Below are 14,376 nucleotides of genomic sequence, written 5' to 3'. Positions count from 1 at the left end.
CCTGGACAGTTATTGAATTTGATCTGATATTTTTCGTGAATTTTTAGGTAAGCATTCAGCGGTCAGCGGTCAGCGGTCAGTGGTCAGCGGTCAGCCGTCAGCCGTCAGCTTTGTGGCACAGGCTAGAAGCCTGTGACGTAGCCCATCTGGTTGACTGACAAAACTTAATGAAAAGCATAATCGTAGGTTTTTACCTTAAATTCGAGTCGATAGTACCTTTTCTGATGTTGTTTGCGGGAGGCCATGGCTGGGTCAGGGTCGTAATTAGAGGTGAAACGTACCTGATGAATAAGTTTCCAGCCAAAGGCTTTGGCAGATTTGACCCACTCCCAACCAATACGAAAGTAGCTGTTGCCTCGTGCGCCAATGGGTATCGACCCACCGACGTTTGCCAGTCTTGACGACCTCAACTCCAACTGCCGTGACATACAGCGTGGCTACAGCTAAGATAAACCATAACCGAGATAGGGCAGACACAGAACGAATTTTCGACTTGTGCACATTCGGTGCCATTGGACTGATCATCCAAGAAGTTTTCTTCAATATCAAATCGCATTCCATATTCCTGCGCATGTTTGGAGGGTCGTCTTTTCATCGCTAACAATCGCCCAAAACTCACCATTGACATTGTTGCGACCAAAGATGAGATGGACCCAACCGTACCTTTGTTCTTTATGCAACCTGACATTGTGAAAGCACAAGGCAGCTCCGTGTTTGAAATGAAAGTCTTGAAGCTGGCACCAGCCAATGCCCTTCCGCCAAATCCAAGTATCCTTTTTCACACGAATCCGATAATGCCAGCCCCATTGAGTAGTTAACCTAATCAAATCGGTGTGGACAAAGCCTCGGTCTGCTAGCAATATCACCTTAACCCCTTCACCGCATAGCCCTCTGCCTTGTTCCAACATTTCCCGATAGTCTTTGAAGGCGACAGAGGCGCTACCATGTTCCATCACCCGCCAGACCACTGGCAACGCTCGTCCCCGATGCACCACCGCCAAGCGCACCAAGCAATACTCATCCCAAAACAACGATGTATCTAAGCTTAGATATAGACACTCTTGTTTCCAATCCGCCAAGGCTGACTGGATCAGGGGTTTATACAAGCGATGAACGTGCTTTGCGGGCATTGTACAGCCACCGTTGCATCCGACGTTGTTTGCTTTGAGCATAGTGACCACGACAGGGTATGTGGGGAATCCAACGGGTCAAATTAACTTCCGAGGAAGTTACCGTAAGAATAGTGGAGCCTTATTTAATAAGTTTTAACCCTTTTTCTCATAGCCAGTCCCCTATAAAGGCTCCACTATTCTAAGGTTTCGTCTCCTATCTGGAGTAGACCAACCACCATCCATAAACAGGTGGTCAGATGACTCAGATGCGCCCAGTCAGAGGGTTGACCAATCTTTGTCTTCAAGGCATTGTAGAGGCGGGAGTTTATTTTCACAGCATTTTTGGGATGTGAGTGGTTTCTTTCCTGAGAATGCTGGCTCCCCCAACCAGATGTCAATGCCCAAAGCGCCCATCCCTGGTAAGGGGTTCGTGAAATCGCGCTCAACTTTTGTCAGTCAACCAGCGTAGCCCATAAGCTGAAAGCTGAAAGCTGAAAGCTGAAAGCTGAAAGCTGATAACTGATAGCTGATAGCTGATAGCTGATAACTGATAGCTGACGGCTGATAGCTGAATGCTTACTGCGATGCCAACCAAATTTCTCTAGCAGCAGCGTTTCCATAAAGCTTCCTTGGTTCAACCACTAGCAAGGGTTCACCAACATGGTTAGGTAAGTTAAGATTGCTCTCGGGGTGTTGCATCATTGCTGGATGATTTGACAAGTGTTGACTGTCTGCTCTTGGGACTTTTCCTGATTTGCCAGACACTGATAAATCATCTAAATTATCACCAGGCTGGCCCAGGAAATCCGTGACAAAGACTACTGGACGGGAGCTATCCCAATATTCCTGAAGTTTCTGTTTAGTAATCCCGTATTGCGGTTTTGGTCCTGGAAATTCAGGGGGTAAACGATTGAAGCCACTATCTGTCAGAACGAGTACGATCCGATAGGCTGTATTATCTTTGCCTTTAGCCCAACCCGCTGGAAGATCGAAAGATGGGCAAGACAGGGAGGAGGAGAAATTGTTCGGTTCTTCTTTAGTCTCTGGCTTTAGTACTACTTCGTATTTCTTCAATTCTTCTGCTCTGTTCCCTGTTCCCGTCTTGATGCAAAGCGCGAGTGGGGGAAACCACGGCAGTCGCTCATGGGGGAGACCCCCAAGACCGCGCTGCCTCCCCAAGACCGCGCTGCATCGCTGTTCCCTGTTCCCAAGTGCCCTATCCCCACAACTGCCACGAAGTCTATGGTCTTGGTTGAGGTAGTAGCTCATAGCACCAGCAGCTCCTAGTTCTCGTGACCCTTCAAATGTCCAGAGGGTGGATAGTCCTAAGGTAGGATTGGCGGTTTGAATCAGGGTTTTGGCGGAACGGATGTCTTGGAGAGTGGTAAAACTATGGGTAAATGTCAAATAAACGAAGAAGAAGCTGAGGAAAATAGATACGGATGCTGACTTGGCACGTTTCAGCAGCAGGAAAATGCCACCAATCAGAAAACCACTACTAAACCAGAGTGCGATCGCATAAATTATGCCATCGAAGTCTCGATAGTTGGATAATTCTGCTAATTTGCTGACCCAATTGGGATTCCAAAGCCTAGCACTAATCCCCACTAACCCGGAAATAACACCTAAACTACAGAAGCTGACCGCTGCTGCAATTCGCCCCTGTCTCTGCTTCTGGTCTTGGCAACGAGACCACCAACCAGCACATAGGATAATTAGGGGTGGGATACTAGGAATACTGTAATATACTAAACGAGACGATAGGGGAAGAAAGGCGACGATAGGCAGTGTTGCCGCAATGACTAGGAGCAATATCCCTGATGACCTGGAATTTGTGAAAGTCTGGTCACTGGAAGCTTCCCTAAACCCTAGCTCCCTCCCTTCTTGCTTCGGGTCCCAATAGGAATCGGATAACCCTACTGAGGTCTCAAAGCAGGGATGGCAGTTTTGGTTTGTGTAGCGGTAACTATTGGGTTGTTGGCTACTATCTGAGTAGTTTGGTGAGTAGCTTGGCAAGTAGTTTCGGGAGTAGTTTGGCCAGTAGTCCTGCCAAGCGCTATAGAGTGCTTGGGGTAGTACCACTATCCACGGTAGGCACCAGATTGCTGTTACAACTAAATAGCCTATGGCACTGACTTTAGATACTTCATAATCTGGTGGCCATCGGGTATCCGCTATCCGCTTGAGATTTTCGTTGAACAGAAAGTAGTGGAAAAAGCCTGGGTTAGCCTGTTCTACTGCCATAAACCATGGCAAGGTTACTAGAGAGGTCACGATTATTCCTAGCCGAATTCGCAATTGCTGGAATAGTCTCCAGCTCCGTTGTCTAAATGCGATCGCTAAACAACCAATCAGGGGAAATCCTAGGAATACTGGCCCTTTGGTTAAGACACACAATCCTAAAAGACTATACAGACTTAACCAGTAGATCCAACAGTGAGGTGCCCTCTCTAACCGCCACAAGCAATAATAGGTAGCTAAGAGCAAGGTGGCCAAGAGTACATCGATCAGAATCTGGTGGGTAAACACAAACCAGCCAGTAGTCGAGCAAAGCATTAAAGCTGCTAGACGACCAGCGGTAGGATTCCAGAGTTCTCGCGCCCATTTCCAGGCAACTATCGCACCAAGCCAACCGATAATGGCTAGAGGGAGCCGTGCTGCGTACTCTGTGGAACCCCATAGGGTCGTACTGGTTGCTATCAGCCAATAAAGTAATGGGGGTTTATTCAGGTAGGGTGAACCGTTGAGATGAGGCGTAATCCAATCCCCACGTAACAGCATTTCACGGGCAACGCCGCCGAAGTGACCCTCGTGGGGTTCATACAATCCATATCCACTCAAGCCATGAATTAACACCAGCAACCCCAATAGTAATACGATCACGTCACTCCAGCCAGTAGTAGCAGAGGGGATCCGGGCTAATGGTTGATGCTTCAACACAATGGTTAAGGTCAATGATGGGTTGGTATTTTACACCCTAATACCAATATTTTTCAACTTGCTCTAGTAGTATTTGCTTAAAAGCTAGTCCAGCTCCCAATCTTCAATTTGTAGTCCACGAACTCTGCTAAATTCAGCCGTATTATGAGTAACCACAATTAAATTATTAGCAAGGGCGATCGCAGCGATTTGTAAATCATAAGGTCCGATTGGTGTTCCCATAGCTGCTAAATCAGCCCGGATTTGTCCTGCTATTCTGGCAGGATTGCTGTCTAACGGTAGAATCGTAAACTGACTGAAAAATCGTTGCAAAAGTGCTAAATTTATTGACTGTTTGGTACTACGATAAGCACCGTAATATAACTCCATCTCGGTTATGGAGCTGATAAAAATATTCTCTGGTTGTTCGGTAGCAAGGCGAGATGTCACCGCCGGACTGGTATTGTTCAACAGCCGAATGCAAACATTGGTATCCAAAAGGTAGCTCAAAATAGACTCTCCCTGGTTTCAAACTCTTCTTGCTTCCCCCGCTCTAACGGTTCTCCCGCCCAACCCCCAATTACTTCCTCAAAAAAACCAGGCATCCAGCCTTGGGGTGTTTCTAGTTTTAAGGATGATTTTAATGGATTAAAAACCACCATAACTTCTAATTCTTCGTTCGTTATCCCTACTGGAACGTCCAGATGTAAAATACCATCAGACCCCACATGGGAGATTACTTTAATGCTTTCCATCGTGCTTTCTGCGTTATAGAACTTATCCAAGTTTATAGCAGTTCTAAATTGGGTGAGCTACTTCGTCCGGGAAGTGTGGGTCTTGTGGGAGGTGTGGGATGTGTGGGGGCAGAGGAGAGACAGGGAAGTGTGGCTGAAAGGGGTAGGTTTTTTACATCAAGGTCAAACGGTTTCACAACTTGCCTTTTGATTTGGCCTACCCATTTCTAATTTCTTCCGGATCTAGACAGAGCAATCAAGGATTAAGAAATAGTAGATGCACCCTGACTAATCCCTCAGCTACCCGCTGGGGATTTTTTTTGTTCAATTTTGTCTCAACCAATCTATCAGTTCTAAATTCTTCCGGATCTAGAGAGAGCAATGAAGGAATAAGAAATAGTAGATGCACCCTGACTGATCCCTCAGCTACCGGCTGGGGATTTTTTTTTTTCAATCTTGTCTCAACCAATCTATTAGTTCTATGTGGAATAGCCATCTTGGCTGTCTCCTTGGCCTAAGCATTTCTAAATTCTTCCGGATAATGATAGAGCCATGAAGGATTAAGAAATAGTAGATGCACCCTGACTGATCCCTCAGCTACCAGCTGGGGATTTTTTTTGTTTAATTTTGTCTCAACCAATCTATCAGTTCTAATTTCTTCCGGATCGAGAGAGAGAAATGAAGGATTAAGAAATAGTAGATGCACCCTGACTCATCCCTCAGCTACTCGCTGGGGATTTTTTTTGTTTAATTTTGTCTCAACTAATCTATCAGTTCTATTTGGCTTACCCATTTCTAATTTCTTCCGGATCGAGAGAGAGGAATGAAGGATTAAGAAATAGTAGATGCACCCTGACTCATCCCTCAGCTATCGGCTGGGGATTTTTTTTGTTTAATTTTGTCTCAAGTAATCTATCAGTTCTATTTGGCTTAATCATTTTTAATTTCTTCCGGATAATGATAGAGCAATGAAGGATTAAGAAATAGTAGATGCACCCTGACTCATCCCTCAGCTAATCGCTGGGGATTTTTTTTGTTCAATTTTGTCTCAAGTAATCTATCACTTTTGAGAAATGCACTCCTGATCAATGCGATGGGTTTTGCCCCGCTACGCGAACGGGTTTCTAAATTGTTCCGGATTAAGATCGACCGATAAAGGATTAAGACATAGTAGATGCACCCTGACTCATCCCTCAGCCAGGGTAAGCGGAAGAAAAAGGGATAACCCATCCTGTTATCGATTCCATAGTAAGGTGTCTAGTCTAAGGTGAACAGAGGTGTAGCAATTGCCCTCTTGAAATTTGGTGTCAGAGTTATGAAAAAAATTCCAACAATTTTTGAACGGGGAGATAATTTTAAGGTTATTAACAAAGTGCGCTCAGGTTGCGAGTGGGTGATCGCTGGCGAAGGAATAGCTACGGAAAAACTTGATGGAACTAATGTACGCTTAAGTGTGGTTTCTGGCAAATGTATACATTTAGAAAAACGGCGTAATCCAACCAAGAAACAAAAACAGCTTGGCATACAAGATGGTTGGTATGTAGATGCTAACTCGGACGATCCAGCTGATCAATGGATCTTTGAAGCGATGAGAAACACAGATCTATCTGACGTACCGGATGGGAAACATTGTGCGGAAGCTTTGGGACCAAAAATTCAGGGTAACCCATTAAAGCTAAAGGAACATATTTGCGTACTGTTTAACTTACAAGCTCCTGTGTTTGAGAATATTGCTAGAACCTTCAACGAACTAAGAGACGCATTAACAGATCTAGAAAGTTTGTATTCCCCTGGGTGCAGGGCAGAAGGAATTGTCTTTCGCCACGAGGATGGACGCCAAGCAAAAATTAAATGCAAAGACTTCTGATTGACGATTGATTATCATTGCCTTTGACATCCCGCTGGATATTTTTGTTATTCAATCTTGTCTCAACCAATCTATCAGTTCTAATTTCTTCCGGATCTAGAGAGAGCAATGAAGGATTAAGAAATAGTAGATGCACCCTGACTCATCCCTCAGCTACCCGCTGGGGATTTTTTTTGTTCAATTTTGTCTCAACCAATCTATCAGTTCTATTTGGCGACCGCGTTTCTAATTTCTTCCGGATCGAGACAGAGCAATCAAGGATTAAGAAATAGTAGATGCACCCTGACTCATCCCTCAGCTACCCGCTGGGGATTTTTTTTGTTCAATTTTATCTCAACCAATCTATTAGTTTGATTTGGCTTACCCATTTCTAATTTATTCCGGATCAAGACAGAGCAATCAAGGATTAAGAAATAGTAGATGCACCCTGACTCATCCCTCAGCTATCGGCTGGGGATTTTTTTTGTTTAATCTTGTCTCAACCAATCTATTAGTTTGATTTGGCTTACCCATTTCTAAATTGTTCCGGATCTAGATCGACCAATCAAGGATTAAGAAATAGTAGATGCAACGTGACTAATCCCTCAGCTACCCGCTGAGGTTTTTTTAATAGACCTCTTGCAAAATTCCAAAAATATCGCTCTTGAGCACTTACTAGGAGCGCCTGCCAGTATAATTATACTGAAAGCATTACTGGACAATACTTTCGGAATTTAAAACCTGTTAGTTTCCGTAAGCATTATAAATTTACGGAAGAATATTAGATATCCCGATGGGTAAAGGGCTTAGCATTCTCACCAACATAAGTAGCCGCAATGTGACCATTACCTGTAACCTTGTATTTGTAAGTCACCAATCCCTCTAACCCCACTGGACCACGGGGGGGCATTTGTTGAGTGCTAATTCCTACTTCTGCTCCAAAACCATAACGGAAACCATCGGCAAAGCGAGTAGAACAGTTGTGGAAAACATTAGCGGCATCCACTTGATTTCCGAAGCTATCTGCTACCTCCTGGTCTTCAGTAACAATTGCATCCGTATGTCTGGAACCATAAGTATTGATATGGTTAATCGCTTCTTCTACAGAGTCTACTACTTTGATAGAAAGAATTAAATCACTGTATTCTGTAGACCAATCCTCATCCGTTGCTACCGAGATTGGGATAATCTCACGGCTAGCTTCATCCCCTCGTAATTCTACATTACGCTTTTTCAAAGCTTCTGCTGCTAGGGGCAAGAAACGAGGAGCAATTGTTGAATGCACCAGCAGGGTTTCAATCGCATTACAAACCGCTGGATATTGCGTTTTAGCATCAACGGTGATAGTTACCGCTTTTTCCAAGTCAGCTGCTGCATCAATATAGAGGTGGCAAATCCCATCAGCATGACCAAGTACTGGGATACGAGTATTCTCCTGCACAAACCGAACAAAAGCATTCGACCCTCTGGGGATAATCAAATCCACATAGTTGTCTAGTTGTAACAGCTCTTTGATTTCTTCTCTAGTGGTTAACAACTGTACCGTTGCTGGGTCAACTGCTGTGGTAGATAATCCTTTATGAATTGCTTTGACTAGGGTTTCACAGGAGCGAATTGCTTCTTTACCGCCTTTGAGGATAACACCATTACCGGATTTAATCGCAAGAGAGGTAATTTGAATTAAGGCATCGGGACGAGCTTCAAAGATAACCCCTAAAACTCCTAAGGAACAAGTGACTCGTTTGAGGATTAGTCCTTGATCCAGTTCTCGATGAATTTGGACATTGCCCACAGGATCACCAAGGTTGCCCACATCTCGCACCCCCTGAATAGCCCCCTTGAGCTTCGTTTCGTTCAACTTCAGGCGATTGTAAAGGGGTTTGGGAATTTTATCTGCCTCAGCCGCTTGGCAGTCTGCAGCATTCGCCGCTAGGATTTCCGGTGCTGCAGCTTCCAAGGCTTGGGCTATTGCCTCAATAGCTTCATTTTTAGCCTTTGTTGAGAGAACCGCTAACTTCTGTGCAGCTTGACGGGTTTTTTGAGCGATCGCACTTAGGGGTATGGATGCAAGTGGTGTAGCTGTCATGGTTTTGATTTTGGAGGCAATACCAATACGTGATCAGCAGTGTAGCAAATTGACGCTCCCAGAGGGTGCAGGCCGTGCTATTCTTGGGGATTCTTGCTTGCCCCAAACCCCCATCATCGGCTAAACCATCAAGGTATACATCAGGTTGACTATAAGATTAACTTTGCGAAAACGCGATCGCATACAGCCGCTGTGGATAGTAGTAAATAGCTTACGCAATTCAGCCATCGATACCCCTTAGTTGGTCGAGCTGTGATCTAACAGCAAGACACTCAGAGGGTATTTTTTTTGGAACAGCTCAAAGGCTTGTCCCAGCTAAATACTAGTTGTCTGATGTCTGAGCAACCTTACGCTGAAGTTATACCATTGGTTAACTCTTTGGTTAACGTTGGGAAAACCCGTACGCATACAGCCACTGTGGATAGTAGTAAATAGCTTACGCAATTCAGTCATCGATACCCCTTAATTCCTCTGTCTGTGATCTAAGAGCAAGACAGGGGTATTTTTTTTGTGTAACAGCTCCAAAGGGTTTTCCAGCTACATACTAGTTGCCTGACGTCTGAGCAACTCCTCTTACTATCAACTTATACCTAAGGTTAACTTTCCGAAAACGCGATCGCATACAGCGGCTGTGGATAGTAGTAAATAGCTTACGCAATTCAGCCATCGATACCCCTTAGTTGGTCGAGCTGTGATCTAACAGCAACAGACTCAGGGGTTATTTTTTTGGGAACAGCTCACAGTAATAGGTACTATAGCTACATAGCAAAAAGCAAAAATTGACTTTTGCCACAGACTCAATGTTAATTTTAACTACTCACATCAGCCAATAGTTCCATTTGAGCCTAAATCTAAGATGCTCTATAACTATATAATTGTCGGTGCTGGTTCAGCAGGTTGTGTCCTTGGTGACATACTCCCACACTGACTCTGCTCTTACAGAGCCGCTCCGCGAACGAGTGAGCGTGTGGGCTTCTTGCCAACTCCACCCAACGGTTAGGATACTCGGCAAGCTTTATTAACGACACGGGATGACCCTCCGCGCCGGAACAATACAAAAAAGTTCTATTTTTAGTTAGTAGGTGGCGGTTAGCTCTTAATTTGATAAACCCTACTGTTTTTTAGTATAGACGAAAAATAAAATATCAAAGTTCCTGTCCGCCATTCATCCCACGCCGACCTTTCGGCAAAGCCGACGCGGGGCGCGTTCGGTGCGGACGTGGGGCATAAGCGCGCATGAAGCTAACCGCCTCACGGAAAACCCCAACACTAGAGTATTGCTACTGGAAGCTGGCAAGCCAGACCGCGAGCGGTCAATTCACATCCCCATCGCCTTTCGCGCCCTATTCAGAACTGAATACGATTGGAGTTACTATACACAACCCCAAAGCAATCTGAACAACCGCAAATTGTTCTGGCCCCGTGGCAAGGTTCTAGGTGGCTGTAGCTCTATCAACGCCATGATATATATTCGAGGTCACCGCTGGAACTATGACCACTGGCACGAATTAGGGAATAAGGGGTGGAGTTTTTCTGAGGTGCTGCCCTATTTTAAGAAAGCCGAAAACCAGGAAAGGGGAGCGTCTGAATACCATGGCACTGATTGTCCGCTCAATGTCGCCAATTTGCGCTACACCAACCCCCTATCTCAGGTGTTTGTCGAAGCAGCTACAGAAATAGGCTTGGAAAACACCAAGGACTTCAACTGTCGGGAACCAGAAGGAGTAGGATTTTATCAGGTAACTCAGAAAAACGGTAAACGTCATAGTACCGCTGCTGCTTACTTAAAACCCTGCCGCCCAATTATCTAACTGATCAAACAGATTTACAGGTTTTGCTTACTGGCATCAAGCTGTGTCGTCAAATACTTCAGGCGTCAGCATTTGAGACCTTTCGGGGGGAGGAACTTTTCCCTGGAACTCAAGTCGAGCAACTCGATGAAATTGCTGCCTACATCCGCGATACCGCTGGCACATTGTATCACCCAGTTGGAACTTGCAAGATGGGGAATGACCCAATGGCAGTGGTTAACTCCCGCCTGCAGGTACATAGTATAGAGGGGTTACGAGTTGTAGATGCCTCAATCATGCCCACTATCGTTGGTGGTAACACGAATGCCCCAACCATAATGATTGCCGAAAAAGTAGCTGATTTGCTGATGGAGGAAGAGCCAACACCATTTAGGAATTAACCCTTAAGTTTACCCATCATTTCTGCTTCATTCCAGTAGGACAAAACCTTTTGAATCTTACCGTCATCATTAATTTCAAAAACACTGATGCCTTCAGCAGTAGCCTCACGACCATTCTTAGCAGACACCTGCATCCTCCACTTTACCGCTGCTCCATTGCCAGCAATAAAAATTTGCTCTTGTGAGATGTCAAAGCTGTTAAAGAAGCTAGACAGTAGTGCAAAGAACTTCTCCGAGTCCTCAGAGACGTTGATTGGTGGCTTTCCCACTGGGTCATAAATCACTGCATCTTCAGCAAAAATCTCTACCCAGCCACCTGGATTCATGGCTGCCATGTTAGCAAAATAGACATTGATGACTGATGCGATCGCTTCTGTTGACATAGTTTCTATATGACTTCACCTTTCTATTATCTGTTAAATTCTGTCGTTAGCTAAAATCCCAGCCAAAAGGCAAAAGGCAGATGTTTGACCCGGTGGTGCGTTACAGGGCGGGCTGTGCCAACCCTGGCGCTATAGCGGAAAATGAGGATGAGCCCGCCCTTAACGCACCCTACGCCACTAATCATTAATCAGGGCAATAACCATGCCAGAATACGTTTAGCAATTTTCTTAGAACCAGGCTTGGGCGAGAGCAAACCGGACAATAGCTGACGCAACATCCAAGGTGCAATCCTGATTAAACATGAACGTAGCAGCCATTGTAGTATTACTAGAAGTAGGCCACAGCTGACTATGCCCACTATAATTATCAACCATCTCCAGGGTTGAGCAAGTATTAGCTGTAATACACCAGGAATTACCAGCACTGCCAGAATCACCAGGATTATCATCAGCGCTGATAGTCCCCAAGCCAGCTTAGGGAAGTTGGGTGATGGTTTCAGGCGTAGCTGAGCCAAGATTTGAGTGATCAGCCAGTAGTGAGCGTCAGCAATTTGACAACAAAAGTCAGGATTCTCCAGACAGTCTCTGTTGATCTGGTGAAGGATTTCTCCATCAAGGGCAATCACACTCCGCATCAGTGCCTGTGCTCTATCAACTGGTAGATAGTAGGTAGAAAAGGTCAATCCAGACTGGAGGCGGTTTTCCCAATCCAGCAGGGCTAAATGGCGTAAATCACTAAGCAACTTTCCGGAAATATCAAGGCCGTGACCAGTCTCTTTTGCTTGTTTAATTTTTGTAAGAATGTCTTGATTTAAATCAAAGCGAATGCTATGAAACAGCACGCGGGAGCGTGTTATTTGTTCTTGCTCAACCTTGATGTATGACTCTATCTTCATACCTTGCCCCTGGTCAAGGGTTTGAGAGTGCTGTTGGGAATGACGCCACACAGGACTAACCAGATTACACCACCACAGCACAATAAAGGTTTTCAGGCTCCCAAATCAAGCCTTCAACAGCCGCAATTTCTTCCTAGCTTAGTTTCCTTAATAGCTGAATGGGTCAGGGAGTCAGTGCTTAGTCTACTTTATGGTCAATCTTAAGCCTTTTATCATAAACCTTAAACCCTCAACTTTCAACTTTCAACTTTTAACTTTTAACTTTCAACCTTAAACCCTCAACTTTTAACTTTCAACTTTCAACTTTCAACCAAGCTGATAGCTGACTAAGCCACGATAAACTGAAAGAATATTAAGAAATGTTAAGAGCTGGAGTGTTGAGAATGCAGACAATCAGGTTAGGTCAGGATGGTCCGATGGTCACAGCCTTGGGAATTGGAACGTGGTCATGGGGAGACAAGCTGTTTTGGAACTATGGCAGTGACTACGCCACTACTCAGGTAAAAGAAGCATTTGAGGCAACCTTGGATGCTGGAATTAACTTTTTTGACACCGCTGAGGTGTATGGACTAGGAGAATCCGAATCCCTGATCGGACGGTTTATGAAGCAGCTGGGACGGAAAACCCAGATTGCTACTAAGTATTTTCCTTTACCCTGGCGATTTAGCGCTCAGTCAGTTTCTGATGCCTTGAGTGACAGTTTGAAACGTCTGCAAGTCGAGCAAGTGGAACTGTACCAAGTACATATGCCTTTTAGTTTCTTGATCAGCCAACAGACCTTGATGAATGCTCTAGCTGATGAAGTGAAGCGTGGTCGGATTGGTGCAGTTGGTGTCAGCAACTATTCCGCTAAGCAAATGGCAGAAGCTCACAGTTACTTAGCAGCCCGTGGCATACCCCTAGCGGTAAATCAGGTGCAATATTCTCTGTTGCATCGGAAAATTGAGAGCAACGGTATTCTTGATAAAGCGCGTCAGTTAGGTGTGACTATTCTGGCTTACAGTCCCTTAGCTCAAGGGTTACTCACTGGCAAGTATACGGTAGAGAGCTATATCAAACCCACTGGAGCTAGGGCTATAGACCCCCGCTTTAGCAAAAGTGGTTTAGAAAAAATTGCCCCTGTGCTAAAGCTACTGAGTCAGTTAGGGGAAAAGTATGAGCGAAAACCAGCTCAAGTTGCCCTTAACTGGCTGATTGCTCAAGATGGAGTAATCCCGATTCCCGGTGCTAAGACCGCACAACAGGTGCAAGACAATGCAGGGGCTTTGGGTTGGGCTTTGAGTCAGGAGGATGTTAGTCAGTTGGAACAAGTGACTCGTCTTTGGTTAAAATGAATGCCCAAGGGAAGCGCCCCTACCATTAGGATTGAGCAATAGATTTCAGAAACGATAGCCTGCACCAAATTGCAATTTAACCGGAGAAGTATCGTTGTTTTGATCACTAAGGCTTAATCTGCCACTGCCGTAGATTATGGTGTAGTCATTGACTGCTGCTTCTACACCAGCAGTCAGTACGGCTGAATTTTGATTACCTAAAGGAGTAGTAATCTCCTCGTTGTTCACAAAGGTATAGCCTCCACCAACGTAAATGTTAGTGTTGCTGGCAACCGGTACATCGTAGGTAATTGTTGGCTCGACAGCACGACCTTTGTCAGAGAGAAACGCTGCACCACGTACTGAAATCGGTAAATTAGGGACATCAATACGACCTTGATACATGCTACCAATCCTTTCATCGCTTGAGTTTGAGCCAATTCCCAGCAAATTCTCAAAGGGATTGAGGATATCATTACTTATTGTGCTGCCATCGTTACTAATTCCCACGTAGCTACCCTTTAATCCTTGAGGTTGAGCAGAGCCAGGGCTCGCAGATAGAACCATAGTAATCATTAAGATTAGGGAAGTTGCGGCAGATTTGAGTATTGGTTTCATCGGTTTCATGCTTATAATTAAAAAACCCCCCGCTTTGATTGCAGGGGGATGGCTATCAAGGTGCATCTACTATTTTTCTATTTCTCAGCCGAGTTGAGTTATCCGGATAAGTTACAGAAAAATATCCGATTGACTCCAGTGATGGCGTTGCTGAATATTAGGATAATTTTGTCGCCACCCCATTGAGAACTGGTATATGTAAACAAAAAGCGATCGCTTGTTGAGATAGCGATCGCTTTTTGAGGTAACGATTTAGTCGTTGGCGCCAGTAGCTAACT

Annotated in this window: 13 protein-coding genes and 1 pseudogene; 4 read left to right on the top strand and 10 right to left on the bottom strand. The window is 44.9% G+C overall.

The genetic code is table 11. From position 1 onward, the window contains the following. Positions 1-164 precede the first annotated feature (164 nt). From F6K64_RS15185 to F6K64_RS15160, 6 genes are all read right to left on the bottom strand, one after another. Positions 165-410 (bottom strand): hypothetical protein, encoded by a 246-nt coding sequence (locus tag F6K64_RS15185; protein ID WP_287265738.1) that lies wholly within the window; start codon positions 408-410, stop codon positions 165-167. Positions 411-545: 135 nt separating this feature from the next. Next, on the bottom strand, positions 546-1,130 hold the full coding sequence (locus F6K64_RS15180; protein WP_287265736.1) for a hypothetical protein: 585 nt from the start codon (positions 1,128-1,130) through the stop codon (positions 546-548). Positions 1,131-1,306: 176 nt separating this feature from the next. Continuing rightward, positions 1,307-1,447 (bottom strand): hypothetical protein, encoded by a 141-nt coding sequence (locus F6K64_RS15175; RefSeq protein WP_154659722.1) that lies wholly within the window; start codon positions 1,445-1,447, stop codon positions 1,307-1,309. Between the two features lie 241 nt (positions 1,448-1,688). Beyond that, positions 1,689-4,067: an ArnT family glycosyltransferase gene (locus tag F6K64_RS15170; protein WP_008181670.1), complete on the bottom strand. Its 2,379-nt coding sequence runs from the start codon at positions 4,065-4,067 to the stop codon at positions 1,689-1,691. Between the two features lie 69 nt (positions 4,068-4,136). Then, on the bottom strand, positions 4,137-4,541 hold the full coding sequence (vapC, locus tag F6K64_RS15165; protein WP_008181669.1) for a type II toxin-antitoxin system tRNA(fMet)-specific endonuclease VapC: 405 nt from the start codon (positions 4,539-4,541) through the stop codon (positions 4,137-4,139). Beyond that, entirely contained in the window at positions 4,538-4,786 is a 249-nt protein-coding gene (locus tag F6K64_RS15160; protein ID WP_044492511.1) for a hypothetical protein, read from the bottom strand. Before F6K64_RS15160 ends, vapC begins: the two co-directional genes overlap by 4 nt. 52 nt (positions 4,787-4,838) lie before the next feature. On the opposite strand from F6K64_RS15160, the gene F6K64_RS15155 reads away from it, so the two are divergent. Continuing rightward, positions 4,839-4,976 (top strand): hypothetical protein, encoded by a 138-nt coding sequence (locus F6K64_RS15155; protein ID WP_158026238.1) that lies wholly within the window; start codon positions 4,839-4,841, stop codon positions 4,974-4,976. Between the two features lie 1,056 nt (positions 4,977-6,032). Beyond that, positions 6,033-6,632: an RNA ligase family protein gene (locus F6K64_RS15150; RefSeq protein WP_287265734.1), complete on the top strand. Its 600-nt coding sequence runs from the start codon at positions 6,033-6,035 to the stop codon at positions 6,630-6,632. 760 nt (positions 6,633-7,392) lie between these two features. Here the strand turns inward: F6K64_RS15150 and F6K64_RS15145 are convergent. Then, positions 7,393-8,697, bottom strand: a complete 1,305-nt coding sequence (locus F6K64_RS15145; RefSeq protein WP_008181659.1) for a glutamate-5-semialdehyde dehydrogenase — start codon at positions 8,695-8,697, stop codon at positions 7,393-7,395. Between the two features lie 1,211 nt (positions 8,698-9,908). Between F6K64_RS15145 and F6K64_RS38910 the strand changes: the two are divergent. Then, a pseudogene (locus F6K64_RS38910) lies at positions 9,909-10,888 on the top strand (GMC family oxidoreductase). Here the strand turns inward: F6K64_RS38910 and F6K64_RS15130 are convergent. Both F6K64_RS15130 and F6K64_RS15125 read right to left on the bottom strand, forming a co-directional pair. Further along, positions 10,885-11,271, bottom strand: a complete 387-nt coding sequence (locus F6K64_RS15130) for a nuclear transport factor 2 family protein (protein WP_044492532.1) — start codon at positions 11,269-11,271, stop codon at positions 10,885-10,887. The pseudogene F6K64_RS38910 and the gene F6K64_RS15130 overlap by 4 nt on opposite strands. A gap of 188 nt (positions 11,272-11,459) precedes the next feature. Then, a complete protein-coding gene (locus tag F6K64_RS15125) occupies positions 11,460-12,248 on the bottom strand; it encodes a hypothetical protein (RefSeq protein WP_287265733.1) in 789 nt (262 codons plus the stop codon). Positions 12,249-12,550: 302 nt separating this feature from the next. On the opposite strand from F6K64_RS15125, the gene F6K64_RS15120 reads away from it, so the two are divergent. Beyond that, a complete protein-coding gene (locus F6K64_RS15120; protein ID WP_287265731.1) occupies positions 12,551-13,501 on the top strand; it encodes an aldo/keto reductase in 951 nt (316 codons plus the stop codon). A 45-nt stretch (positions 13,502-13,546) separates the two neighbouring features. On the opposite strand, the gene F6K64_RS15115 is transcribed toward F6K64_RS15120, so the two are convergent. Beyond that, entirely contained in the window at positions 13,547-14,047 is a 501-nt protein-coding gene (locus F6K64_RS15115) for a hypothetical protein (RefSeq protein WP_287265730.1), read from the bottom strand. Positions 14,048-14,376 lie beyond the last annotated feature (329 nt).

This window comes from Moorena sp. SIO3A2 (assembly GCF_010672265.1).
In the GTDB taxonomy this organism is placed as follows: Bacteria; Cyanobacteriota; Cyanobacteriia; order Cyanobacteriales; family Coleofasciculaceae; genus Moorena; species Moorena producens.
The sequence above is the reverse complement of the archived record's forward strand: the minus strand, read 5'-3'. Positions and strand labels throughout refer to the sequence as shown.